The following is a 24,958-nucleotide window of genomic DNA, read 5'->3' on the forward strand; positions in this document are numbered from 1 at the left end:
AGCACCCCGAACCGGACGGTTCGGGGTGCTGTGACGAGGTGTTCGCGGCGCTACTTCGAGCAGGTGCCCCGCACGAGGATGCCGCCGACGAGAACACCGGCGAGGGCGATGCCGGCGCCGAGGGCGGCCGACGCGAGAACGGTTGCCGTGGAGGTGCCCTCGGGCACCCGCACCCGCGCGGCGGCCGCCGCGGGAACCGGGGCCGCCCCCGCGACGCCGGCGACCGCCGGAACCTCGCCCGGCGCCGCCGCGACCTCGGCCGCCGGGATGCCGTTGGCGATCACGCCGTCGATGCCCTTGAAGAACACCCCGGCCATCTTCTTCGCGACGCCGGTGATCATCCGCTGCCCGACGCCGCCGACCATGCCGCCGACGACGGCGTCCGCGTCGTAGCTGAGCAGGGTGCCGCCGTCGCGTTCCTCGAGCCGCACCGTCACGTCGGCCTTGACGGTGCCGGGGGCACCGGCTCCCGATGCCGTCATCACGAACGACTCGGGCCGATTCTGCTGCGACAGAATCACTTCGCCGTCATAGGTGCCCTTGATGGACGCGACACCCGCCGTGATGGACAACTTGTAATGGTTGTCGCTGAGCTGCTCGAGGGCCTGCACCCCGGGGATGGTCGCCGCGAGGACCCGTCCGTCCTGCAGGTTGTCGTACACGGCCTCCGGTGGGGCCGTCAGTAGGGCGGTGCCGGCGATTCTCATTCGTTCTCCTTGCTCTGTGACGACGCGTGCGCGAGGCGAAGCTCGAACAACTCTGACGGGGATATCGGCATGGAGGTGATCGGGATGCCTTCGGCGTCCTCGATCGCTGCCGCGATGACGGCGGACGTCGGGATCACGCCCGCCTCGCCTGCGCCCTTCATCCCGAGGGGATTGAGGCCGGACGGGGTGACGGTGTGGTCCATCTCGAGCGAGTCGGGCATCTCGGTGACGAACGGCATCAGGAAATCCATGTACGACGCGTTGAGCATCTGGCCGTGCTCGTCGTAGACGATCTTCTCGTACAGCGCGCCGCCGACACCCTGCGCGACGGCGCCCATGACCTGGCCCTCGACGATCCGCGGGTTGATGACGTTGCCGCAGTCGTGGATCACGGCGTACCGACGCACGTGGATCTCCGCCGTCACCGGATCGGTTTCGACGATCGCCGCGTGCACGCCGGATGCGAACGTCGACGTCGGCGGCGAGTAGTAGCCGGTTGCCTCGAGCCCGGGTTGTTCACCCTCCCGGACCGGCGGAATCGTCATGTCCGTGTCGGCTTTCGCGAATCCGGTGGCCTGCCTCGACGCGTCGTCGAACGCGTAGCGCAGCGGGTTCGACAGCACGGCGACCACGCCCAGCGAGATGGACGTGCCCTCGGCGCCGGGCAGCGTGCCGATCTTGCACACGTGCCCACCGCGCAGTTCCAGTTCGGCGGGGTCGAGGTTCAGCGCCTCACCGGCGATCGTGCGGGCCTTCTCCGCCACCATCTGCGCGGCCACGTGGAACGCCGAACCCGACATCACGGCGCCGCGGGACGCGAACGTTCCGACGGCATAGCCGAATCGGCGGGTGTCGCCGGTGACGATCTCCACGTCGGTGACCGGCACGCCGAGATCGTCCGCGACGATCTGCGCGAACGCCGTCTGATGGCCCTGACCCTGGGTGGTCAGACCCGTTGCGGCCTTGACCTTCCCGGACGTCTCAACGAGAACGTGGGCACCCTCGTACGGTCCCGGCCCGGTGCCCTCCACGTAGGCGCCGATCCCGATGCCCACGGCCCGGCCTTCCGCCGTGGCCTGCTTCTTGTACTCGGCGAACCCGTCCCAGTCGATGAGCTTCTTCAGCTTGTCGATCCCGGCCTGGTAGTTGCCGGTGTCGTAGATCAGCGGGCGGCCGTCCTGGAACGTGAGGTGGAAGTCGTACGGCATCTCCTCGGGCCGGATGAAGTTGTGTTCGCGGACCTCGATGACGTCCTTGCCGAGATATTTCGCGATCGCGTCCATCGCCCGTTCCATCGCGAACACGGCCTGCGGGCGGCCGGCGCCGCGGTAGGGCGTGACGATGACCGTGTTCGTGTACAGCGAGTACGCGTCCACCCGGAACGATTTCGGCTTGTACGGCCCGAGCACCTGCGTCGACGTGTTCAGCATGACGATGATGCCGTACGGCAGGTAGGCGCCGTTGTCGTGCCAGAACGTGAAGTCGAACGCGAGGAGTGTGCCGTCGTCGTCGAATCCGACCGTCACTTCCTGGATCTGGCCGCGCTCGTGCGCGCTCGACACGAAGTGCTCGCGCCGGTCCTCGACCCATTTGACCTCGCTCGAGATGCCCGCCGTCCCGAGCCGCCGCGCGGCCCAGGTGACCATGACCTCCTCCGGCCACGGGTGCACGATCTTGACGCCGAAGCCGCCACCGACGTCGGGTGCGATGCAGTGGACCTTGTTGTGCGCCATCTTCAGTCGTGCCGCGATCGCCGCGCGGGCCGACGTGGACGTCTGCGTGGACGTCCAGAACGTGAGCGCCTGCTCGTCGGTGTCCCAGCGCGCGTAGACGCCCTTGCCCTCCATCGGCATCGACGCCGACCGCTCGATCTCGAGGTTCAGGGTCAGCCGGTGCGGTGCGTTCGCCAGTTCCGCGTCCACGTCGCCGAATCCGTGCTGCAGGTGCGCCGCGACGTTGTCGGGGACGTCCGCGTGCACCGCGTTGTCCGCCTGCCGCGCCACGTCGATGCCCACGACCGGTGGGAGCATCTCGTACGTGACGTCGATCTTGGCGCACGCGTCCTCGGCGATGTACCGGTTGTCGGCGACCACCATCGCGATCGCCTCACCGACATGGTTGACCTCGTCCTTGGCGAGCGGATACCCGTTGCGCGGGGCGGTGATCGCCGGGTGCGGGATCAGGAGGGGCAGGTTCTCCGCCATCTCCGGGGAGTCGTCCACGAGGTCGTCGTACGTGTAGATCGCGTGCACACCGGGCAGATCGAGCGCAGCATCGATGTCGATCCCCGTGATGCGGGCATGCGCGTGCGGTGACCGGACGAACGCGGCGATGAGCGCGTTGTGGCCCAGATCGTCGAGGTAGCGGCCGTTGCCGGACAGGAGCCGGGCGTCCTCCGTGCGGGGAATCGGCTTGCCGAACAACTTCTCCGACGCGGCGGGCGCGTCGGCACCCTTGGTGGGCGCGGGCTCGGTGCGGGGTTTCGTGACGCTCATGCTCGCCCTGCCCTTCCACCGACCGGGTTGGTCGTGCCGCGGACCTTCGGATCGAGTGAGGCCCGCGACGACTCGTCGTCCTGGCCGAGCGGGAACTCGCCCGAACGTTCGCGCTTGATCTCCGCGGCACGCAGCACGGCCGCCCTGATGTTCTGGTATCCGGTGCACCGGCAGAGGTTTCCCGCGATCGCGTCGGTGGCCTCCTCGCGGGTGGGCGAGTCGTTCTCCTCGAGGAACGCGGCGATGGTGGTGACGAAGCCGGGAGTGCAGAATCCGCATTGCAGGCCGTGGCAGTCGATGAACGCCTGCTGCACCGGATGCAGGGTGCCGTCGGGCTCGACGAGACCCTCGACGGTGGTGACCGCCCTGCCCTCGAGGCTCGCCGCGAGCACCAGACAGGACCGCACGGGTTTGCCGTCGAGCAGCACGGTGCATGCGCCGCAGACCCCGTGCTCGCAGCCGACGTGTGTCCCCGTCTGGTGCAGATGGTGCCGGATCGCGTCGGACGCGAGCGTGCGCGACGGCAGCACCACCGTCCGCGTCACCGCGTTGAGCGTGAACGTCACCGCGACGTGCTGTTCGCCCGTCTCCTCCTGCAGTTCGGCGAGTTGCTCGTCGATGCTGCGCGTTGCCTTTGCCATGGTCACCTTCCTCCCGCCGACGCGTGCACGGCGGCACCGTCGAGCACTGCATCCTGCGCGGCCGCGAACCCGACCCGGGCGGTCAGCGCCGCCACCAGCTGCGACCGGTACCGCGCGGTGGCGTGAATGTCGGGCTCGGTGTCGATCCGCTCCCGCGCGAACTCGGACAGATTCCGCCACAACGGGTCCCGGTCGTCCGTCGCGGACGCACCCCGCAGCACATCCGTGTAGTCGACGACCTCACCGAGTTCGCCGGCCGACACGTACGTCATCCGGGCATCCGCGACCGCACCGCCTTCGACCCGCACCTGCGCCGCGACCCCGACGAGCGCGTAGTCGCCGTGCCTGCGGGCGATCTCGTCGATCGCCGTCCCGACACCGGGCTCGGCGGCCGGGACGGTGACGCTCGTGGCGATCTCGTCCGCCTCGAGCGTGGTTTCGAGCGGCCCGGCGAACAGGTCGGTCGAGCGGATCTCCCGGACCCCGCGCACCGAACGCACGCTGACCGAGCCACCGAGCAGCGCGAGCACGGCCGGCATCTCGGCGGACGGGTCGGCGTGGACGATCGAGCCGACCGTCGTGCCGCGGTTGCGGATGGTCGGGTGTGCGACGAGACGCAGCCCACGGCCGATCAGCGGCTGCACCTGCGCGGCACCGCGGTCGGCCTCGAGCACCGAGTGGGTGGTCAGTGCGTCGAACGTGACACCGAGCTCACGTGACGACGACACCGCGTCCAGCCGGGGGATGGATCCGATGTCGACGAGGTGCGCCGGCGCGGCCAGCCGCATGGACAGCAACGGGATCAGCGACTGCCCGCCCGCGAGCACCTTTCCCTCGTGAGCCACGTCCGCGAGGATCTGACAGGCCTCGTCGATCGACCGAGGTCGGTGATAAGTCAGTGGCGACGGTTTCATTCCTCAGATCCTGCCCGTATCGTACGCTCGACGTTTCGTGAACTAGTGACAAAACTCACGTCCCACCGATGGCAGATCACGTGAGCTGACCGACCCGATCCGGGGCCGTTCCGTCGTCCGCGGTCGGCTTCGGGTGGTGCCGGCCGGTGCCGACGTCGTCAGCATCCTTGGGGGCGATGACGCGGCACAGGTGGTACATCCCGATCACCACGATCGTGCCGAGCGCGATGCCGCTGAGGGAGAAACTGTCCGTGAACGTCAGCTCCGTGTCACCGATCGCGATGATCAGGCCGGCGGCGATGGGCATCAGGTTGAGCGGGTTGCCGAAGTCGACGCCGTTCTCCTTCCAGATCTTCGCGCCGAGCAGGCCGATGATCCCGTAGAGCACCACCGTGATTCCGCCGAGCACACCGCCGGGGGTCGCGGAGATGACGGCACCGAACTTGGGGGAGAAGCCCAGCAGCATCGCAATGACGCCTGCCGCGGCGTACGCAGCCGTCGAATACACCTTCGTCGCGGCCATGACGCCGATGTTCTCGGCGTACGTGGTCGTCGGGGATCCGCCGACGCTGGTCGCGATGGTGGTGGCCAGGCCGTCGCCGATCAGGGCGCGTCCCATCATCGGGTCGAGGTCGGTCTTGGTGATCTCGGCGACGGCCTTGACGTGTCCGGCGTTCTCCGCGATCAGGGCGATCACACCGGGCAGCACGAGGACGATGAACGTGAGACTGAACGACGGCGCGTGGATGCCCACGATGCCGTTCGCCTCGTCGGAGAACGGCGGCAGCCCGATCCACGACGCCGAGGAGACTCCGTCCCAGTTGACGCGGAAGTGTTCGGTGACCCCGCCGGCGACCGGGTCGTACGACGTGATCATGCCGGTCGTCAGGTCGAGCACCCACGACAGCACGTATCCGAAGAGCAGCGTCAGGAAGATCGCGACCCGCCCGAGGAACCCGCGGAGCGCGACGCTCGCCACCACCAGCACCACCATCACCGTCAACGCGACCCACTGGTCCTGCGGCCAGTAGGTTCCGGCCACGACCGGGGCCAGGTTGAACCCGATCAACATGACGACGGCGCCGGTGACCACGGGCGGCAGGATCTTGAACACCACCCCGCCGCCGAGGAAGTGGATCAGCACGCCGATCCCGGCGAGCACGAGACCCGACACCAGGATCGCCCCCGTCACCTGCGCGGAGGTGCCGCCCTGGGCGCGGATGGCGGCGATGCCGCCGACGAACGCGGCCGACGTCCCCAGGTAGCTGGGAATCCGACCCTTGACGACCAGCAGGAAGAAGAGGGTGCAGAAACCCGACAACATTACGGCCAGTTGAGGATTGAGACCCATGATGATCGGGAAGACGAACGTGGCCCCGAACATCGAGACCACGTGCTGGCCGCCGAGCCCGATCGTGCGACCCCAGCTGAGCCGTTCGCTCGGAGCCACGACCTCCCCGGGCGCGATGGTCTTGCCATCTCCGTGCAGTGTCCAGATAGGCATAGGGGGACCTTTCAGACAGGTGACGGTGCAGGGGTGCCGGCGGCCAGCTTCGATGATGTGCCGCATGTCACAGTTGCACCTCGATAGGAGGGAAACGTTATTACAGCGTCAGCCACCCGGCGTGAGAAGAATCTGCCAGTGCGTGCCCGGCGAAATTGGCAACTTTAGGAATTGATGCCGCGCATCGCCATGATCTTGAGGGCGAGCGACAGGTCGAGGCGCAATTCGGGGTGATCGGTGAACGACCCGAGCATCTTCTCCAGCTTCACCACCCGGTACCGCAGGGTGTTGTAGTGAAAGTGGAGTTGACGTGCGGTTTCGGCGATGTTGATGTTGGTGGCGAGCAGCACCTCGAGGGTGCGCCGCATGTCCTGCGCCTCGGGTGTGTCGGCGGTCAGTTCGCGGAGGGTCTCGGAGGCGAACGACTCGAGTTCCCGGTCGTCCTCGACGAGGCTCAGCAGCCGGTAGACGCCGAGGTCGTCGAAATGCGTCACGGCCCAGGCGCCGGTGATCTGCCGTCCCACCTTCAGCGCGGTTCGGGCCTGGCCGTAGAGGGCCGGGATGCCGTCCACCGAATCCGTCGGCCGGGACACCCCCACCCCGAAGGGCCTGCGCCCACCGCCGCCGTCGCCGCGCACGTACGCGACCAGTTCGTGGACCAGGTTCATCGTGTCGGTGCCGACACCCATCAGGATCACCGTCTCCGTCGCCAGTGCGGTGACGGCGGCGCCCGTGTCCCGGCCCGCGACGGCGCTCGTGAATGCCCGCGCCTGCCGCTCGACAAGCGGCATCCGGGTGGGCATCGACGGCTCGTCCTCACCGACCGGATCGGGTTCGATCACCACGACGACCACGGGACGGTCCAGGTCCCAGCCGAACGTCTTGGCGTGCGCGACGACGTGCTCGTGTTCGCCGCCGCGGCCGAGCAGCAGGTCCCGCACGAAGTTCGCGCGGTGCTTCTCCTCCACCGAGGACACGACGAGTTCGCGGGCGACCACCAGGGCGCACACCGCCGCAGCCTGCTCGACGAGATACAGGTCTTCGCTGCGCAGCGGGTGCCCGGTGCTGAAGTGCACCAACCGCCCGTGATCGATGCCGTTGGCCGAAATCGCTGACACTGCGATGAACTCGTCACCCAGCCGGTGCAGACCGAGCCCGCCCTCCGTCGAATCGGTGCGGACCCGGCCGGTGGAGTCGAGCGCCGCACTCGACGCCAGCCGGTTCAGCTCGGACTCGTCCCCGGCACGGCACAGCTGACGTCCGTCGGGTGTCGTGATCAGCACGGCCCCGCCCAGTTCACCGTGGACGGCGACGGCGAGTTCGGCGAATCCACCGCCGGCCATCACGACGTCGACGAGCACTCTCCGCAACCGGTCCGCCTCGAACACGGCGTCGACCTGCCGGGCCGACAACTCCGCGAGCGCACCCGCCAGCGGGTGTGCCTGCGAGTACAGGTCCGCGACCACGACGACGGGAAGCCCGAGTTCGTCGGCCGCGTCGGACATCTCGGCCGGCAGCGTCGCGGTGGGGTCGTCGAGCCGGACGGCGAGCCCGGAGACGCCCCGCCTGTCGAGCCGGGCGAGAAACGCGCCGATCGGCTCGACCAGCCGGCCGAGAACCGCGGACGTGGTGAGCAGCAACTGTCCGGTCCGGAGCCACGGTCCGATGTCCGGCACCGCCATCACGGCGACATCCGACACCTCACGCGAGGTGCCGGTCGCGCCGGCGACCAGGGTCGGGGAGACGAGGAGATCGGACACCAGCACGTCGGCGAACGATTGCGGCGCAACGCCCGGACCAGGCCCGTCGCCGGTGTCGGCGGCTGCGCGGAACCCGGGAGCGGAACTACCGACATCCCTCGTCGTCACTGCAACACCCTGCTCACCTGATACGACACTCGCCCCGGACGGCGCGAAAGTGTGACCTTAAGTCGCGACCCGAATACCCGTCAAACGATGGTCATGCGGTGCACTCGAGCGGACGGCCGGTCCCGGCCGGCGCATCACGGTGAATCGGACCGCTCAGCTGCTGGAGCCCCCGCCCCGACGTGCCCCGGGTCGTCTTCATCATCTCGGCGAGGATCGACACCGCGGTCTCCTCCGGGGTGCGGGCACCCAGGTCGAGGCCGATCGGTGAATGCAGCCGCGCCAGCTCCGCCGCGGTCGTCCCTTGTTCGCGCAGCAAGGAGACCCGGCGTTCGTGCGTGGCCCGGCTGCCCATCGCGCCGATGTACGCGGCGTCCGATCGGAGGGCCAGGCCCAGCAGCGGGATGTCGAATTTCTCGTCGTGGGTGAGCACCGCGAGGACCGTCCGGTGGTCGACCGGCGCGGTCTCGAGGAACCGGTGCGGCCACATCACGACGACGTCGTCGGCATCCGGGAACCGGGCGCGCGTCGCGAACACGGCGCGGGCGTCGATCACCGTGACGTGGTAGCCGGCGAATGCGCCCAGCGAGCACATGGCCGCGGCGAAGTCGATGGCCCCGAAGATGTACATCCGCGGTGGGGGCGCGAAGATCTCGACCATGCACACCGTCTCGGACTGCAGTTGATACACCAGCGACTCACCGGCGTCGAGACGACGGCGAACATCCTCGACACCGGTCTCGGGCAGGTCGAGGTCGCCCGCGAGTGCGTCCCCGGTGATCACGCTGCGCCGGGTCCGTGAACCGTCACCGGTCTCCGTCACGACGGCGATCGACTCACCACCACGGATCCTTCGCGCCACGTCCGCGAAGTCCGGGAAGTCGCTGCTCCCGATGCGCTGAACGAACACCTCGATGGTGCCGCCGCACGTCAGACCGACACCGATCGCGTCGTCGTCCGCCACGCAGAACACTTCCGTCCGGCTGCGCCCGTCGGCCAGCACGTCCCGCGCCGTCTCGTACAGCGCGCTCTCGACACACCCACCGGACACACTTCCGAGCACCTCACCGGATTCCGACACGGCCATCGCCGCGCCCGGTGCCCGCGGAGACGACTTCCAGGTGCGCACCACCGTGGCGAGGACGAAATTCTCGCCGCGGTCGAACCACGCTTCCAAGCCCGTCAGGATGTCGCGCATCGTCTCGTACTCCTCGGGTGATTCGTCGGGAACCTCACGCTAACCGGCGGCGACCGGCCGCCGCGGCACACAATGCGCCGAAATCCCCAGCGGCCGCTTGTGCATTCTCGCCATCGCTATCGTTCGGCGTCTCCGCAATTCTCGGACGGTCCCCCTTCCTTCACAGAGAACCGAGGATCCACCATGAATCAGTTGCTCAACGGGATCCGGGTCCTCGACCTCACGCGGGCCCTCGCCGGTCCGCTGTGCACGGCACTGCTGTCGGATTTCGGCGCCGACATCATCAAGGTCGAGACCCGTTCCGGTGGCGACAGTTCCCGGCAGTGGCCGCCATTCGACGGCAGCGACAGCCTGTACTTCGCGTCCGTCAACCGCGGCAAACGCTCCGTCGCACTCGACATGCGCAGCGAGCAGGGCCGGAAACTGCTGCGCCGCATGGCCGTCGACGTGGACGTCATCGTGGAGAATTTCCGTCCCGGCGTCCTCGCGGACATGGGACTCGACCAGGAGTCGCTCGCCGAGGACAATCCCGGGGTGATCGTCATGAGTGTCAGCGGTTTCGGCCCGACCGGACCCGAGCAGTTCTCACCGGGTCTCGATCAGGTGGCGCAGGGCATGTCGGGTCTGATGTCGGTGACCGGCGCCGGCGACCACACGCCGATGCGCGTCGGCGTCCCCATCATCGACACGGTGTCCGGTATCTATGCGGCGCTGGGCATCACGGCGGCACTCGTGTCCCGGGGCAATGACGGCGCCGGCCATCACGTGCAGACGTCGCTGCTCGAATCGGCCCTGTCGATCATGTCGTTCCAGGCGCAGAACTACCTGAGCACCGGACGCGTCGCGGAACCGAACGGAAACACACATCCCACCATCACGCCGTACGGCACGTTCGACACGGCCGATTTCCCCATCATCATCGCGACCGGCTCGGACCGGCACTGGGTGTCGCTGTGCCAGGTTCTCGGGGATCCCGAACTCGCCGACCGGCCCGAATACCGCACCGGCCAATCACGACTCGCACACCGCGATCGGCTCACCAAGGAACTTCTCGAACTGCTGTCGGTGCGGCCGGCCGCCGAATGGGTGACGTCGATTCGCGCGGCGGGCATCCCGTGCGGTCCCGTCCACACGATCGATCAGGCCTTCGCCGACCCCCAGGTGCAGGCGCTGAAGATGGTGCAGCCGGTAACCACGCCGGACGGCGGTGAAGTGCCACTGGTCCGGGGTCCGTTCTGGGTGGACGCCGAGACCCTGCCGATCCGGAATGCGCCGCCGATGGTGCTGGGGCAGGACACGGCCGAGGTGCTCGGTGAATTCGGGCTGAGCGACGAAGACATCGAGGGCCTCCGGCGCGACCGGGTGATCTGACACCCGTGTCGGCCGTGGTCGCCTCACAACCGGGCGGCCACGGCCAACGCCACGTGCTCGCACCACGGTCGCGCGACGACCTGCACGCCGATCGGCAACCCGGACCGGGTGATTCCCACCGGAACGACGACGGACGGCAGACCCGTCACGCTGATCGCGCGGCAACTCGCCAGGGCCTGAGACCACGTGAGCGACTGCCCACCGACGTCGAACACTTCGTCGCCGAGCGGCGGCGCCGGGATCGAGGCGACGGGAAGGACGAGGACGTCGCCCATCTCGCCGAGCAGTCGGTGCACGAGTTCCGCTCGCTGCGCCCACAGACGCTCGACCAGGCGCCGGTCCACGTCCCGCGCGGCGGCGAGCATCGTGGCGATGTTGTTTCCGAAGTCTGTGCCGAGTTCGGTGATGTCGGTGTGGGTTTCGACCGCACGCAACCTGCCGAACAGATCGTTGCCCTCCGACAGCGCCCCGCCCTCGTACGGGCGGGCACCGAGATGTCGGGCAGCACCGGCAGCGGCCGCGGCGATCTCCTCGCCGACGGGCACGGTGCCCTCACCGGGCGCCCACGTGATGTCGAGGCGTGAGAGGTCCACCGAACCCGGGTCGGTCCAGCGGTACTGCGGGGACGACAGCACCCGCAGCACCAGGGTCGCGTCGTCCAGCGTCCGCGCCATCGGACCGATCGTCTGCAGCGTGCCGTGCATGGTCGCCGGATTGGTCAGCAGGTGATCGCCCGACGGGACGCCGGGACACTGTCCGTCGGGGTCCACCCTGCCGATCGTCGGGCGCACCGAGCGCAGCCCCGTGCAGTGGGCGGGCCAGCGCACCGAGCCGCCGAAGTCGGTGCCGAGACCGACCACGCTCATCCCGGACGCGACCGCCGCCGCTTCGCCGCCGCTCGACCCACCAGGTGAGCGGGGAACACCGTCGGGCCGGAGCGGATTCACCGTGTACCCGAACAGGTCGTTGTGGGTGAGCCCGCTGGCCCCGAACTCCGGGGTGTTCGTCTTCCCGACGAGAATCGCGCCGGCCGCCCTCATCGCGGCCACCGCGGGCGCGTCGACACGCGGCACGTTGTGCTCGAGCGCGCGCGACCCCGCCGTCGTCCGGACACCCGCGGTCGCGATCAGGTCCTTCACGGTGAACGGGACCCCGGCCAGCGGACCGACGTCCTCCCCTCGGCCGATCCGGGTGTCGAGGTCGTCGGCGGCCCGGATCGCCTGATCCTCGGCGACGGTGACGACGGCGTTCAGCTCCGGGTTCCGGGCCTTGATGTGCGCCAGGTGGTCGTCGAGCACCTGACTCGCGGAGACTTCCCGGTTCGTCACCGCGCGGGCGATCGTCTGCGCGTCCGAGCCGACCCAGCTGCCGTCGTTACCCCACACATGTCCTCCTCGGCTCGTGCTCAGGGGTCGACGCTAGACATCCCCGAACCCGCCGCACACGGCCAGTGTGCACAGGAATCCGTCGCCCGAGCTGTGAAGAGTTGATACTTCGCCGCGCTACGGGCTCTGGGAGGATCAGGTGATGCTCTCGCCCTGGGTCCGCCTCGCCGCCGCGCTGTTCGCGGTCAGCTGGGGTGCCAACCAGTTCGCCCCGATGCAGCTCGTCTACCGCGAACATCTCGGTCTCGGAAACGGCGCCTTCACCGCGATGCTCGCGTCGTACGTCGTCGGGCTGGTGCCCGCCCTGCTGTACTTCGGCCGCGTGTCCGACCGGTTCGGCCGGCGCGCGGTGATCCGCCCGATGATCCCCGTGGGCATCGTCTCCTCGCTCGTGCTCATCGCGGGCGCCGCCGTCCCCGACCTGCTCTATCTGGGCCGGGTGCTGGCCGGACTCGCCTCCGGCATGGCGTTCGGCGCCGGAACCGCCTGGATGAAGGAACTCAGCTCCACCGCGCCCGCCGGGGCGGGTGCACGCCGCGCCGCCGTGTCGTTGTCCGCGGGATTCGGCTGCGGGGCCCTGTTCGCCGGCGTGATCGCGCAGTGGCTCCCCGCCCCCGAACTGCTCCCGTACCTGGTGCACGTCGCGTTGATGGTCGGTGCCCTGGCGCTGGTGTGGGCTGTGCCCGACGTGCGGGTCCGCGCCACCGACCTCACCGCCAAACCCCTGTCGGTGCTGGCGACACCCCAGTTCCGGTGGGGCATCGCCCCCTGGGCGCCGTGGGTGTTCGGTGTGGCGACCGTGTCGTTCGCGACCCTTCCGCCGCTCGTCTCCGAGTCGCTGCGCTCCACGTCGGTGGCGTTCACCGGGCTCGTCGCGGCGCTGACCCTGATCACCGGGGCGGTGATCCAGCCGTGGGCCAAACGGTGGTCGCAGCAGGACGACGCCGCCGCCGGGGTCCGGGTCGGCATCGCCCTCGGGGTGCTGGGCTTCGGCGCCGCGACCGTGGTCGCATACACGGACGGCGCGCTGTCCGTCGCCGCGATCGTCGTCGCGGCGTTCCTCCTCGGATCCTGCTACGGCATCCTGCTCGGTTCCGGTCTCGCGTCCGTCGAAAAATTGGCACCCGCAGACGAACTCGCGCAGACCGTCGCGGTGTTCTACTGCCTGATCTACATCGGCTTCGCAGTCCCGTTCGTCATCTCACTCCTCGCCCCGCACCTCGGCTACGCCACCTGCTTCGTGGGGGCGGCACTGCTGATGCTGCTGTCCGTGGCAGTGGGCCGGAAGGTGAAGGACCGGCACCTCACCCACACGTGAGCGGCGAAGCGTGCCCGGGCACGCTTCGCCACTCACCTGGGGAGGGTCGCTACCGTTCGGTCGCGCCGCACTCGCCGCACGCGGGCACCAGCGCCTCACTGCGCGGCCGTGGCGCACCGGCCCGCGACCGCACCGGGAGCAGCGGCGGCCACGGCCAGTGCTGGCCGAGGCGGCCCCGGGCGCGCAGGAAGCCGAGGCCGAGCACGAGCCCGAAGATCAGGTGCCCGACCAGCGACAACGTGATCGTCGTCGGCGTGAGCGGAAACATGTCGTGCTGTCCGTGCGGCGACAGGGCGACCGTTCCGACGAGCCCGGCCCACACCGGGAACACCGCGAAGGTGACGAACGCGAGGAGGACGACACGGCGCGACCGATGCTGGAGGCCGAGTGCGAGAGCGATGAGGAAGAAGGCGATTCCGATGCCGCCGCCGTCGCCGAGGTACCGCCACAGGTAGCCCACGATCGCGCCGGTCCGGGTGTCGGTTCCCGAGTGCAGCCACGTACCCATTTTCGGAATGAAATCGCCCCACAGCCCGAGCATATACACGGTGTCGAGGCGGAAGACGTCGTAGGCCAGACACGCGAACATCCCCCAGCCGAGGCCATGGCCGACGATGCGGTCGATCGGGTGCGGAGCGAACACGCACAACACGGCGAGGGTGGCGGCGAGCGGAATGATCACCAGCGCACCGGTGGCATTCATCGGCACGACGCCGAACACCTGCGCCGAGATCGCGAGCAGTGGTAGGGAAGCGAGCAACAGGTACAGGCCGATCCGGGCGAAGGCCCAGTGGTGCCGGACCTCTTTGTGGGCGGATTCGACAGCGGGCATGGCGGCGCCCGGCGGATCGTGTTCGTGAACGTCGGGGACGGTGGTGCCGAGGATGCGGGGCATAGCGGGGTTCCTTTCGGTCGAGGGCCGTCTCTCTCCGAGTGGTCGGCTTTCGAGATCCCCAGCGTCCGTCGAGTACCCGGCATGCGAATAGTCCCCCGAGGGGTGGCGAAAGCCACCCCTGCACACACCGTGTGCGCCCCGTCAGTAGGCGCGCCCGAAGATCACCCACCTGCCGTACGCCGACGCCGCGCCACATTGCACGCACACACCTGTCTCCGGCTCGCCGCCGAGGGGAACACATCGCGGGGTGGCAGCGGTGAGGGACTTGATCTCCTCCTCGCACGCGGCGATCCCGCAGTGCAGTGCCAGTGCCCACCCCGTCGAGACCGCGTCCGCGAAACCCTCCCAGTTGTCGACGGTCCGAGTGTGGCTGTCGCGGAACGCGGTCGCACGAGCGAGCAGGAAGGCCTGAAAGTCGTCCAGGACCCCGGGCATGGTCTCGGGCAGGGAGTCGATCGGCACGGACTGCTTGCCGTCGTCGCCGAGCCGTTTCACCATCATCACCGTGCCGGCCTCCAGATCTCGCGGCCCGAGCTCGAGCCGGACCGGGACGCCGCGCAACTCCCACTCGTTGTATTTGAACCCCGGGGTGAGCTGGGGGCGGGCATCGACATGGGTCCGCACCCCAACCGACCGCAGGCGGCGGGCAAGCTCGTCGGCCGCTTCCTCGACCGCAACGTTGCCGCCACGGGTGATCGGCACGATCACCACCTGGTGGGGCGCCAACCGCGGCGGGAACACCAGGCCCGTGGTGTCGCCGTGAGTCATGACGATGCCACCGATCATCCGGGTGCTCATACCCCACGATGTGGTGTGACACAACTCCTCTCGTCCCGACTCGCTGGTGAAACGGATGTCGAAAGCCGACGCGAACTTGGTGCCCAGGTAATGCGAGGTGCCGGACTGCAACGCACGGCCGTCACGCATCATGCCCTCGATCGTGTACGTCGCCACGGCACCCGCGAACCGTTCACCGGGCGTCTTCTCGCCCGGGGGATCGCGGCCAGCTCACGTGCCACCTCGCGAAAGATGTCGAGCGCCAGCATCGTCTCACGGCGGGCGGCAGCCTCGTCGACGTGCGCGGTGTGGCCCTCCTGCCACAGAAATTCTGTGGTGCGCAGAAACATTCGCGGACGCAACTCCCACCGCACCACGTTCGCCCACTGGTTCAACAGCAGCGGCAGGTCGCGGTGCGAGCTGATCCACTTGGCCATCATCTCGCCGATGATCGTCTCCGACGTCGGCCGCACCACCAGCGGTTCTTCGAGCTTTTTCCCACCGGCATGGGTGACCACCGCCAGTTCCGGGGAAAACCCTTCGACGTGTTCGGCTTCCCGGCCCAGGTAGCTTTCCGGAATCAGCAACGGGAAGTACGCATTCTCGTGACCGGTGTCCTTGATGCGGCGGTCGAGTTCGGACTGCAACAGTTCCCACAGCCGGTACCCGTACGGTCGGATCACCATGGTGCCCTTGGCCGGACCTCGATCCACAAGGCCGGCCTTGAACACGACCTCGTTGTACCAGGCAGCGAAGTCCTCACTCTGGGCTGTCACACCGCGCTCATCCCGTGCCATGCCAGCACAGACTACTCGGGCGGATCGGCCGTTTCACCGTCCGCGGCCGAGTCCGATAGCGAGATGCCCGGAGTACTTCGCCGAGATTCCGGTCGGCGTCGTCCAGTGGTCACCGCGCGCGGGCTGGATCGACCCCTCGCTTGCCCCGGCGGCCGTGATCTGCGCAAAACCACCAACCAAAGGCGCCCGGGAGGTGGATGCTTGCTTCGTGAACGTGCACATTTGATTTCTGCTCCGCACCCAGGCAGCCCATATGCGCGGCCGCCGCACTCGAAGGAGTCATACCATGTTGGATTCATTCTGGGACCTGTTCTGGTACACGCTGATGGTGTTCGCGTTCGTCGCCTACCTGATGATCCTGTTTCAGGTCCTCGGTGATCTGTTCCGCGACCGCGGCATGTCCGGTCTCGGCAAGACGCTGTGGATCATCTTCCTGATCGTGCTGCCGTACCTGAGTGTGTTCGTCTACCTCATCGCCCGGGGCCGCGGCATGGCGGAGCGGCACCTCGAGGCGCAGAGCGCGGCGAAGCAGGCGACCGACCATTACATCAGGGAGGTGGCCGGGAAGTCGGCTGCCGAACAGATCGCCGACGCGAAAGCACTGCTCGACGCCGGCACCATCACCCAGGCCGAGTTCGACACCCTCAAGGCAAAGGCGCTCACCTGACACGCGCGGCGCAAAACGGCAGGCAGGCGACGATCCGGTGCGGTGAGAACCGGTGTCCGTCGGGGCTGTCGCAGACAGGGTCAGCTCTGCTTGAATTGATGTATGTGCCGGTGGATGGCGTACTCGGGTGAGCCGATCCTCGCGGAAGACCTGTTGTTCCGTCCTAAACATTCGCTGATCGATCAGAGTCTGCACTCGCGTCTCGGAGCGACGACCACGAATGGTGACGGGTTCGGGGTCGGCTGGTACGGCGAGGGCACCGAACCGGCGGTGTACAAGAGCATCGAACCGGCCTGGAACGACAGCAATCTGCGGGAGATCACCGGTCAAGTGCGAACGCCGATGCTGCTCGCCCACGTGCGGGCCTCGACCGGGACGCCGGTGCAACGCAGCAACTGTCACCCGTTCCGGCACGGGCAGTGGTTGTGGATGCACAACGGCGCCCTTCGCGGTTTCCACGAGATCAGACGCGCGTTGGTGATGGCCGTCGACCCGGCCCTGTTTCCCGACATCGAGGGGTCCACCGACTCCGAAACCTTGTTCTTCCTCGCCCTGACGTTCGGTCTCGTCGACGACCCCTTCGATGCCGTTGCGCGCGCGGTCGGCTTCGTCGAAGATGTGGGCCGCACGCACGGGATCGAGGATCCGGTGCAGATGACCGTCGCGACCACCGACGGTGCATCGCTGTGGATCTTCCGCTATTCGAGTGAGCGGCAGTCGAGGTCACTGTTCTTCTCCACCGGCATCGCGAAGCTGCGCGCCCTCCACCCGGAGGTCGAGGTACTGCACCACCTGGGCGGGGAGACCCGTTTCGTGGTCTCCGAGCCACTCCGCGACCTCGAAGGTGCGTGGAACGAAGTGCCGGAATCCTCGGCCGGGGTGGTCCGGCCCGGCGACGACGAAATCCGGCCGTTCGAACCGATCGCACCGACATGAGTTCGCGCAGCGCCGAGACGACCACCTGATCGCACGATATCCGTTGAGCCGACCGGCGGACATCGACAATGGCGCCTCCGAGTTTTGCGTGGCCGGCGCCCCGCCGGGTTCTTTGTTCTCTAGGTAGGTCGCCCCCACACATGAGACACTCGGTGTTGCGGGATGGACGTTGCGATCGCGTCTACCCCATTCCCACCCGGGCCCGAGGACCTGGGCGGGTGTGCGCCCAGGAGGTGGCCGTGACGTCTTGGGTAACTCGCCGTGGATTGCCGCCCTACACGACAGCCGGGACGGTGGGTCTGCGATGACCGAAGGACCGACGACCAGCGATCCCTCCGAGAAGGCAGTGGGCCCTTCCCGCCTGCTCGGACTCCTGCTGGCGATGGCGATGTTCGTGCTCGTCGTCGACACATCGCTGATGAACGTGTCGATCTCGTCGGTGGTTCGCGACCTCGACACCACCGTCAGCGGCGTCCAGGCGGCGATTGCGCTCGAGGCGCTGGTATCTGCCGCGTTCATCCTGATCGGTGGCAAGGTCGGCGATCTCATCGGACGCAAACGGGCGTACGTGCTGGGTCTGCTCGGCTACGCAGTCGGTGCGTCGGCGATGGCGCTCGCGCAGAGCCTGACGGCGATCATCATCTTCTGGGCCGTACTCGGTGGAATCGGCGCGTCACTTCTGCTGCCCGCCATGCAGTCCCTCATCCACGGCAATTTCGAAGGAGCGGCCCAAAAGAAGGTCTACGCCCTGGTCGGGGCGGCGGCCGCGATCGCCGCCGCCGTCGGACCGCTGCTCGGCGGTTTCATCACCACCTACCTCTCGTGGCGCGTCGGGTTCGTGCTCGAGGTCGTCATCATCGCGGTCGTGCTCTCCGGCATCAAACTGGTCCGCGATGTGCCGTACACGGGACCCCGGGTGATCGACCTGGTGGGGGCGGCCCTCTCCGTTCTGGGCATGGGCGGGATCGTGCTCGGAATCCTGGTATGGCAGGAGGGCGGCGAATCCGTCGGTGCGCTCCTGATACTCGGTGCGATCGCGATGGCCGGACTGACGTACTGGCTCGTGCGGCGCAAACGTCAGGGGAAACCGACACTGCTGGACCCGGATCTGTTCCACTCCAAGGTCTTCCGACTGGGCATCACCGGGCAGATGCTCCAGCAGATCGCCCTGGGCGGCACGATGATCGCGCTGCCGATCTACCTGCAGATGGTGCTCGAATACAACGCGATGCAGGCGGGATTGTCCCTCGCACCCCTCTCGCTCAGCATGTTCGCAGTGGCGGTGCTCGCGGGCAAGAAGGCGGGCGACCGACGCCCGAGCAGCATCATCCGCTGGGGATTCGTGCTTCTGACGATTGGGATCGCGGCGCTGATCCCGATCGTGCCGCGCGCCGAGTTCGGCTGGGGCCTGGTGATCCCGTTGGTGATCGCCGGATCCGGGTTGGGGTTGCTGGTGTCCCAGCTCAACAACTACACACTGGCACCGATCGAGGAAGAGCGGATCAGCGAGGCCGCCAGCGTCAATTCCGCGGCAGGATCGTTCGGGCTCTCGTTCGGGCTGGCGTTCGCCGGCGCCATCATGCTCGCAACGCTGTCCCTCACCTTCACCGCGATGGCGGAATCGAGCACCGTGCTCCCGCCGGCAGAGCAGCAGCAGGTGGCGCAGGTGCTCGAGGACGACGCCGAAGTCATGAGCAACACCCAGCTCGAACAGCTGCTCGTGGACCAACCCCCGGAGATTCAGGACGAGATCATCCGCATCAACACCGACGCACGACCGCTCGCCCTGCAAATCGCTTTGCTCATCCCCATCCTCGCCGGTCTCATCGGGCTGTTCAACTCGTTCCGCATGAGGCGCATACCGGAGCCCGCAGCACCGCCTTCCGGCCAAGGGCCAGCGGGGGACTGACTCGCATCTCCCCACCTGGACAGATTCTCGCCGCCGCAGGCTTCGCCGCTCCCTGACAGGAGAACAAGAGGATCACCGTCGGTCTCGGTGTCGGGTGTGCTCATCGGCTCAGGTCCAGGAGCTGCTCGAAGAAACCACCGATTCCCCGGGCACGATTGACGAGGTGGATCTCGAGGATCCAGTGGCACGGCCGACCGGCAGCATCGAGCCGACGCATCGGCCCGGCCGATCCCGGCTTGATGTAGGAGTCGGTCTTGTGACCGGCGATCTTCTCGTGCGGGAACTCGCCGACCAAATGCCCGGCGATCGAGGAACCGAACTCCCATCCACTCTGCCGGGCAAGGTCGACGACATGGGCATAGAGCTCCGCCCCGGTGACGTCGGGATGTGCATGAAAGTAATCGCGGCCGCGCTGCCACACCGGCTCGAGAGCGTCGCGGAGTGCGATCTTGGCGGGGTCGTCACCGAGGACGTAGGTGCGACCGAAGTCCGCTTCCCACGCCTCGAAGATCGGGCCGAAGTCGAGGAAGGTGATGGCGTCGGCGGCGATGGTGAGGTCCGGCGGATTCGACCTGTACGGCTCGAGCGTGTTGATCCCGGTGCGCACGATCCGCTTGTGCCAGAACCTGCGGGTACCGAACATGTCGTCTGCGAGATCCCGAATAGCGTCGCTGACCGCCGACTCGGACGCGCCGGGGGCGATGAGGCCGCGCGCGACAACCGCGTCGAACAGCGCGACCGCCTTGTCCTGCGCATCGAGCAACGAAGAGACGCGTTCCCGTTCGGAGACAGCGGAGGAAGGCACGAGAACCGATCCTAGTCGGCACCCAGAATTGCCCACACCGTTGACGCAGATCGTCTTGCCTGGTGCAGTGACCGCAGCGCATGCCGTTTCGATCGCGGTGACCTTCACCTGGCTGGGGATGGTTGTCGCCATCTCGTTCCTCGAAGCGCCACTGAAGTTCCGCGCACCCGGGGTGACGGTGCGGCTCGGGCTGGGGATCGGCCGGCTCGTGTTCCGTGCGCTGAACATCACCGAGATGGTGTGGGCGGCACTGCTCATTGCCGGACTCCTCATAGACGGACCAACTGCCCGGGTGGTGGTGGCAGGAGCGACGGCGGTCGCGTGCTCGTGGTGCAACTGGTCGGTGTTCGCCCCCGGTTGTCGCGACGATCCGACCGCGTCCTCGCCGGTGAAGACGTCCCCCGTTCTCACACGCACTACGTCTATACCGGCCTGGAAGTTGTCAAGGTCGGTGCGCTACTGGTGACCGGGATCTTGTTGCTCGGCACCTGAGGCGGCGACCTGTGGCGGGGACCTCCCGATAGCTACAGCTGGCGTATCCACCCGACTGGGATAGCCGCGCGCCGCATGTACTGAGCATGCGCGTTCCAGGATCATCGTCACGCGTGCTCACTTTGGTCGTGTTCAATGACATTCGCCTGCTAGGGAGGCGCGTGCCACGGCCGGTCCTGGCGCACCCTGCTCCGGACATCCGGGCTGCGGCGACAAGATTGATCGACTACATCTTGGCGTGCCGAGGACCTGCGCGGGGTCGTAACCCACAGTCGCGTCGAGTCCACAGCGTGCCTGTCACAACCGACCACGGTGGCCAAATGCTCACATCCCGCGGACTTCCCGGTTGCCAGATCATTTCTGGCCGGCAGCGGCCGGAGCTTCCCCGCTGTCGGTATCAACCAGAGAGGTGTAGGCCACGATGTTGGACAGGTAGCTACGGGCGTCCGCGTCGTACTCTCCCCCACAGGTGACCAGTTGCAGCGTTTCATCACCGTGCGAGCCGTAAACCCCCTCGGCCGGGAACTCCGTCTTCGGATACGTCTCCACCTTGGTGACCGCGAAATGAGCGATGGTGCCGTCGGCCAAGCTCACCTCGATCGAGTCTCCCGCCTCGAGGTCTTTCAATCGGTAGAACACCGCCGGACCCTCATAGGAATCGACGTGCCCTAGGATCACTGCCGAACCCAGCTGGCCCGGAGCCGGCCCGTCCATTGGGCTCGGCCTGACCGAGCAGTTTCGAATCGCGCCACTGAGACTTCGTCTGTCAGCGGGTTCGGTGCGTTCTCGCAGAGGCGAAATGTCGGCCACTCCGCCTACGATTCCCGTGTGACTGAAATTCCCGCGACTCTGCACCACTACACAACGGCAAGCGGCCTACAGGGGATTTTCGCGCCGAAGCCGATCAAGGGCTTTCCAAACGTTCCATCGGAGCGTTCACTAACACTGTGGGCGAGCGATGCTCGGTACCTGAACGACTCCCAAGAGTTGAGCTTTGCCGCCGACGCTTTAGCGGACGCGATGCTCGACTGCGCTGCGCACCACGATGCCGCTCATAAAGCCCGGATCGCGGGCCTCGCCAAGCGGATTCGTGCCGGGGACTTTACTGATCCCAATCCCAGCATCGGTCAGACAGCCCACACCGCTTATGTCACCAGCTTCAGCAGCAGGGCCGACCTGCTCAGTCAGTGGCGCGGGTACGGCGCGAACGGATACTCTATCGAGTTTCCCGTCGACATACTCAAACAATTCTTGGTACCTGCATTTCGGGCAGGGAATGAGTCCATCGGATTTCTTGGTGGAAGCCAACTCTTCCCAGTGCATTACAAGCTCGACGAGTCAATCATCGAAGCCGCGGCAGAGGAGATCGTTCACCCCACGAGCTACAGCAGCGCCGTACAGAATGCGGTGGAATGTCTGGCACAGTTCAAGCACGACGCTTTCGAAGAAGAGCAAGAATGGCGCCTGATCTACTCTGCAGGACACAATTACACCGCGTGCGACTTTCGGCCGTCGCCGACGGGGATGTTGATTCCGTACCTTCAGTTGCGCCTTACCCCTTTCCATCTGCACGACCCGGCGCGGGAAACTGCGTACCCCGGAAAGTTGGTCGAGTCGATTTGGGTAGGGCCGAGCCCCGAACAGGAACTTCGAGTCGAGTCAGTTACAAGGATGCTTAACCAGCTGTCTTTCGGCGACGTTCGCGTCACACACTCGCCAACTCCGTACCGCGGCTGATCCGGATCCCGACTATCCGGTCCAGGTTTCAGTCGGTGTTGGTCGACGTGATACGAGCACGAACACCATGCCGTCCACGTCGGTCCGGCCCGCCGTTATCTAAGGCTAGTGCCACACCCGTGAAGGTTTGCCCTCTTGTAGCGACACACCGCTTGGTTGCGGAACTGGGGCTGGTGGGTGGGCCACGCTGTGGTGGTGGCAGAACGAGTGCGCGTGCGGGAGATCGATGACGACGAAGGAAGACGATTGTTACGGATCGTGCGTCGCGGGAGCGGGTCGGTGGTGACCTGGCGGCGAGCGCAGATGATCTTGCTGTCCGCGCAGCGGATGCCGGTGGCCAAGATCGCCGAGGTCACCTTCACCAGCGCCGACCGGGTCAGGGACGTGATCCACAACTTCAACAGGGACGGTTTCGACTCGCTGTATCCGAAATACAAAGGCGGGCGGCCGGAGACGTTCACTCTGCCCGAACGCCGGGAGATCAAGAAGATCGCCAAGTCCACCCCGACCGAGCACGACCTGCCGTTCTCGACCTGGAGCCTGTCCAAGCTGGCGGACTTCCTGGTCGCCGAGGGGGTGGTCGACGACATCAGCCATGAGGGCCTTCGGGTTCTGCTCCGAGAGGAGGGCGTCTCGTTTCAAAAAGTGAAGACATGGAAGGCGTCCCGGGACCCGGACTACGCGGTGAAGAAGGCCCGGGTCGAGCACCTGTACGCGATCGCCGACCGGGAGGTCGTGCCCGAGCCCGGTGAGCCGGAGGTGGTGTTCTGCCTCGACGAATTCGGCCCCTTGAACCTGCAACCGCATCCGGGGCGGCAGTGGGCCGAACGCGGCGGCAGGCACAAGGACGCCGAGCGTGAGCCGCGACGCCGCCGACGGGCCACATACAACCGCCTACACGGAGTACGGCACCTGTTCGCCGCCTACGATCTGGCCACCGACAGGCTCTACGGGCACGTCAAAGACACCAAAACCCGCACCCAGTTCCTCACCTTCTGCCGCTACCTGCGCAGCCTCTACCCGGCCGGCGTGCGCCTGGCGATCGTGTGTGACAACTTCTCGCCGCACCTGACTACGAAGAGATGCCGCCGGGTCGCCAACTGGGCGGAGGCGAACAACGTCGAGATCGCATACACGCCGACGAATAGTTCGTGGTTGAACCGGATCGAGGCGCAGTTCACCGCGCTGCGCTACTTCGCGCTCGACGGCACCGACCATGCCTCTCATCGCGAGCAGGCCAGCATGATCCGCCGCTACATCATCTGGCGGAACAAGCATGCCGCCGACGAACGGTTACGGGAGATCGTCAACAAGGCAAACGTTGCCTGATACGGCACTAGATTCGTTAAAGTGTCGCCGACCTCATCGACAGGAGACAACCACGAGTGGGCCCTCTAGCCGCCCGCTAAAACCCGCATTGCGGTGGCGGACGGTGCCTCGCCGTAGCGTTTGCGGTAAGCCGCGGCGAAGCGTGAGAGGTGCACGAATCCCCATCGGTGGGCGATCTGGGTCACCGATTCCGGTGATGCCGGGTCCATTTCGAGCAGATCTTGCCGCGCCTGCGCCAGTCGCAAGGATTGGACGTAACGGGTCGGGGAGGTGCCGAGTTCTTCCTGGAAGGCCCGTTGCAGGGAGCGAGCGCTGATTCCGACGTGCCGGGCGATGTCACCGACGGTCACCGGATCGGCAAGGTGTTCTTCGCAGAAATCCAGTGCCTGCTTGAACGTTCGCCGATGAACCCGCGGGTGGTCCAGTTCGTGCAGGGCTGCCGAGTAACTGTGTGGGTGCGACACGAGTAGGCCGGTGAGCAGCATGTCCTGCCAACTCGTCGCCGCGAGGAGGTGTCGGGTGAGTCCGTCTTCCTTGTCCAGGTCGTGAATCAGCAATCGGAGCGATGACATCCAGGTGGACAGTCGTGGCGAGGACAGATCCATCGTGAGGTCGAAGATGACGGGGTCGTGAGGTGGACGTCCGAGCAGGTTCTCCAGACGTTGATTGAGGACGTGTTGGTCTATGCGCAGGTGCATCTGCCGGTAGTCGGCGTCCATCCGCATACTGGCACGCATTCGGGGAGACAGTAGAGCGCCGTGCGCGTCGCCGACCTTCGAGAGCCGATCCGAGCAGGTGATCTCGTTGGTGCCGGAGTACGCCAGCATCACGTCGTAGTAGTCGAGTCGTTCGAGGATGTCGACGTCCATGTCCACCCCTTGCTCCAGGTAGACGAACTGGACATCTCCGACCGATGTTGCCCGTACCTGCCCGCGGAACGGGGCCGTATCGAGGGCGTTGGTTCGATGGATGTCGTGCACGCTGAGGATCTGCGAGGCTCGGGAACAGAATTCGTCGACGTCCGCCGTGCTGAGCAGACGGTGCCGGGCCAGCGGCCCCGTCATCGCCGCACGCACCCATTCCGCGTCGTCGTCGACGGTGTGCCGTCGATGCTCACCCACAGAATCACGATCACTCAATCAATCTCGGCCGCTGTTGCGGCCCGTCCTCGGACTTGTCGCCCCAGCGTAGCCAGGCGCCGCGGCGACCGCCAGAA

General features: G+C 67.0%; 19 protein-coding genes and 2 pseudogenes. 8 read left to right on the plus strand and 13 right to left on the minus strand.

Annotated elements, in window-relative coordinates; genetic code table 11:
- Nucleotides 1-50: 50 nt before the first annotated feature.
- The 7 genes from G9373_RS08250 to G9373_RS08280 all read right to left on the minus strand — a co-directional run bounded on the left by G9373_RS08250 (nt 51) and on the right by G9373_RS08280 (nt 9,324).
- Nucleotides 51-707, minus strand: a complete 657-nt coding sequence (locus G9373_RS08250) for a carbon monoxide dehydrogenase subunit G (RefSeq protein WP_005256040.1) — start codon at nt 705-707, stop codon at nt 51-53.
- Nucleotides 704-3,202, minus strand: coding sequence for an aerobic carbon-monoxide dehydrogenase large subunit (cutA, locus tag G9373_RS08255; protein WP_005569711.1), 2,499 nt, complete (start codon nt 3,200-3,202; stop codon nt 704-706). Before cutA ends, G9373_RS08250 begins: the two co-directional genes overlap by 4 nt.
- Nucleotides 3,199-3,843 carry a (2Fe-2S)-binding protein gene (locus tag G9373_RS08260; protein WP_120660115.1) on the minus strand — a complete coding sequence of 215 codons (645 nt, stop codon included), beginning with the start codon at nt 3,841-3,843 and terminating at the stop codon, nt 3,199-3,201. Before G9373_RS08260 ends, cutA begins: the two co-directional genes overlap by 4 nt.
- A gap of 2 nt (nt 3,844-3,845) precedes the next feature.
- The gene (locus G9373_RS08265) at nt 3,846-4,757 is read right to left on the minus strand and encodes an FAD binding domain-containing protein (protein ID WP_167114599.1); all 912 of its coding nucleotides are present in this window, start codon (nt 4,755-4,757) and stop codon (nt 3,846-3,848) included.
- 76 nt (nt 4,758-4,833) lie between these two features.
- Nucleotides 4,834-6,261 carry a solute carrier family 23 protein gene (locus G9373_RS08270; RefSeq protein ID WP_133985777.1) on the minus strand — a complete coding sequence of 476 codons (1,428 nt, stop codon included), beginning with the start codon at nt 6,259-6,261 and terminating at the stop codon, nt 4,834-4,836.
- A gap of 164 nt (nt 6,262-6,425) precedes the next feature.
- Complete coding sequence (locus G9373_RS08275) at nt 6,426-8,129, minus strand: PucR family transcriptional regulator (protein ID WP_167114602.1); 1,704 nt, start codon at nt 8,127-8,129, stop codon at nt 6,426-6,428.
- Nucleotides 8,130-8,220: 91 nt separating this feature from the next.
- The gene (locus G9373_RS08280) at nt 8,221-9,324 is read right to left on the minus strand and encodes an XdhC family protein (protein WP_005569715.1); all 1,104 of its coding nucleotides are present in this window, start codon (nt 9,322-9,324) and stop codon (nt 8,221-8,223) included.
- 183 nt (nt 9,325-9,507) lie between these two features.
- Here G9373_RS08280 and G9373_RS08285 point away from each other — a divergent pair, with 183 nt between their 5' ends.
- On the plus strand, nt 9,508-10,695 hold the full coding sequence (locus G9373_RS08285) for a CoA transferase (protein WP_065492687.1): 1,188 nt from the start codon (nt 9,508-9,510) through the stop codon (nt 10,693-10,695).
- A 23-nt stretch (nt 10,696-10,718) separates the two neighbouring features.
- Here G9373_RS08285 and G9373_RS08290 read toward each other — a convergent pair whose 3' ends face one another.
- On the minus strand, nt 10,719-12,080 hold the full coding sequence (locus tag G9373_RS08290) for an amidase (protein WP_167114605.1): 1,362 nt from the start codon (nt 12,078-12,080) through the stop codon (nt 10,719-10,721).
- 142 nt (nt 12,081-12,222) lie between these two features.
- On the opposite strand from G9373_RS08290, the gene G9373_RS08295 reads away from it, so the two are divergent.
- The gene (locus G9373_RS08295) at nt 12,223-13,398 is read left to right on the plus strand and encodes an MFS transporter (RefSeq protein ID WP_167114609.1); all 1,176 of its coding nucleotides are present in this window, start codon (nt 12,223-12,225) and stop codon (nt 13,396-13,398) included.
- A gap of 49 nt (nt 13,399-13,447) precedes the next feature.
- Here the strand turns inward: G9373_RS08295 and G9373_RS08300 are convergent, their stop codons facing one another.
- Entirely contained in the window at nt 13,448-14,293 is an 846-nt protein-coding gene (locus tag G9373_RS08300) for a hypothetical protein (RefSeq protein ID WP_133985780.1), read from the minus strand.
- 141 nt (nt 14,294-14,434) lie between these two features.
- Nucleotides 14,435-15,867 (minus strand): annotated as a pseudogene (proS, locus tag G9373_RS08305) (proline--tRNA ligase).
- Between the two features lie 286 nt (nt 15,868-16,153).
- Between proS and G9373_RS08310 the strand changes: the two are divergent.
- The 3 genes from G9373_RS08310 to G9373_RS08320 all read left to right on the plus strand — a co-directional run bounded on the left by G9373_RS08310 (nt 16,154) and on the right by G9373_RS08320 (nt 19,379).
- A complete protein-coding gene (locus G9373_RS08310; protein ID WP_005256028.1) occupies nt 16,154-16,534 on the plus strand; it encodes an SHOCT domain-containing protein in 381 nt (126 codons plus the stop codon).
- A gap of 114 nt (nt 16,535-16,648) precedes the next feature.
- The gene (locus G9373_RS08315; protein ID WP_167114612.1) at nt 16,649-17,470 is read left to right on the plus strand and encodes a class II glutamine amidotransferase; all 822 of its coding nucleotides are present in this window, start codon (nt 16,649-16,651) and stop codon (nt 17,468-17,470) included.
- Between the two features lie 304 nt (nt 17,471-17,774).
- The gene (locus tag G9373_RS08320) at nt 17,775-19,379 is read left to right on the plus strand and encodes an MFS transporter (protein WP_054247746.1); all 1,605 of its coding nucleotides are present in this window, start codon (nt 17,775-17,777) and stop codon (nt 19,377-19,379) included.
- A 100-nt stretch (nt 19,380-19,479) separates the two neighbouring features.
- Here G9373_RS08320 and G9373_RS08325 read toward each other — a convergent pair whose 3' ends face one another.
- Nucleotides 19,480-20,184: a M24 family metallopeptidase gene (locus tag G9373_RS08325; RefSeq protein ID WP_167114615.1), complete on the minus strand. Its 705-nt coding sequence runs from the start codon at nt 20,182-20,184 to the stop codon at nt 19,480-19,482.
- 67 nt (nt 20,185-20,251) lie between these two features.
- On the opposite strand from G9373_RS08325, the pseudogene G9373_RS08330 reads away from it, so the two are divergent.
- Nucleotides 20,252-20,676: pseudogene (locus G9373_RS08330) on the plus strand (hypothetical protein).
- A 354-nt stretch (nt 20,677-21,030) separates the two neighbouring features.
- Here G9373_RS08330 and G9373_RS08335 read toward each other — a convergent pair.
- On the minus strand, nt 21,031-21,390 hold the full coding sequence (locus tag G9373_RS08335; RefSeq protein ID WP_240960422.1) for a sortase: 360 nt from the start codon (nt 21,388-21,390) through the stop codon (nt 21,031-21,033).
- Nucleotides 21,391-21,504: 114 nt separating this feature from the next.
- Here G9373_RS08335 and G9373_RS08340 point away from each other — a divergent pair, with 114 nt between their 5' ends.
- Both G9373_RS08340 and G9373_RS08345 read left to right on the plus strand, forming a co-directional pair.
- Nucleotides 21,505-22,413 (plus strand): DUF2971 domain-containing protein, encoded by a 909-nt coding sequence (locus tag G9373_RS08340; RefSeq protein WP_167114618.1) that lies wholly within the window; start codon nt 21,505-21,507, stop codon nt 22,411-22,413.
- A gap of 195 nt (nt 22,414-22,608) precedes the next feature.
- The gene (locus tag G9373_RS08345) at nt 22,609-23,742 is read left to right on the plus strand and encodes an IS630 family transposase (RefSeq protein ID WP_346842812.1); all 1,134 of its coding nucleotides are present in this window, start codon (nt 22,609-22,611) and stop codon (nt 23,740-23,742) included.
- Nucleotides 23,743-23,807: 65 nt separating this feature from the next.
- Here G9373_RS08345 and G9373_RS08350 read toward each other — a convergent pair whose 3' ends face one another.
- Nucleotides 23,808-24,863: an AraC family transcriptional regulator gene (locus G9373_RS08350; protein WP_167114621.1), complete on the minus strand. Its 1,056-nt coding sequence runs from the start codon at nt 24,861-24,863 to the stop codon at nt 23,808-23,810.
- Between the last annotated feature and the right edge of the window lie 95 nt (nt 24,864-24,958).

This window comes from Rhodococcus sp. A14, assembly GCF_011603105.1.
GTDB lineage: Bacteria > Actinomycetota > Actinomycetes > Mycobacteriales > Mycobacteriaceae > Rhodococcus_F > Rhodococcus_F opacus.

Coding starts and splice junctions, on each gene's coding strand:
- G9373_RS08250 (WP_005256040.1), bottom strand. CDS start 707: ATGAGAATCGCCGGCACCGCCCTACTGACGGCCCCACCGGAGGCCGTG.
- cutA (WP_005569711.1), bottom strand. CDS start 3,202: ATGAGCGTCACGAAACCCCGCACCGAGCCCGCGCCCACCAAGGGTGCC.
- G9373_RS08260 (WP_120660115.1), bottom strand. CDS start 3,843: ATGGCAAAGGCAACGCGCAGCATCGACGAGCAACTCGCCGAACTGCAG.
- G9373_RS08265 (WP_167114599.1), bottom strand. CDS start 4,757: ATGAAACCGTCGCCACTGACTTATCACCGACCTCGGTCGATCGACGAG.
- G9373_RS08270 (WP_133985777.1), bottom strand. CDS start 6,261: ATGCCTATCTGGACACTGCACGGAGATGGCAAGACCATCGCGCCCGGG.
- G9373_RS08280 (WP_005569715.1), bottom strand. CDS start 9,324: ATGCGCGACATCCTGACGGGCTTGGAAGCGTGGTTCGACCGCGGCGAG.
- G9373_RS08285 (WP_065492687.1), top strand. CDS start 9,508: ATGAATCAGTTGCTCAACGGGATCCGGGTCCTCGACCTCACGCGGGCC.
- G9373_RS08295 (WP_167114609.1), top strand. CDS start 12,223: ATGCTCTCGCCCTGGGTCCGCCTCGCCGCCGCGCTGTTCGCGGTCAGC.
- G9373_RS08300 (WP_133985780.1), bottom strand. CDS start 14,293: ATGCCCCGCATCCTCGGCACCACCGTCCCCGACGTTCACGAACACGAT.
- G9373_RS08310 (WP_005256028.1), top strand. CDS start 16,154: ATGTTGGATTCATTCTGGGACCTGTTCTGGTACACGCTGATGGTGTTC.
- G9373_RS08315 (WP_167114612.1), top strand. CDS start 16,649: ATGGCGTACTCGGGTGAGCCGATCCTCGCGGAAGACCTGTTGTTCCGT.
- G9373_RS08320 (WP_054247746.1), top strand. CDS start 17,775: ATGACCGAAGGACCGACGACCAGCGATCCCTCCGAGAAGGCAGTGGGC.
- G9373_RS08335 (WP_240960422.1), bottom strand. CDS start 21,390: ATGGACGGGCCGGCTCCGGGCCAGCTGGGTTCGGCAGTGATCCTAGGG.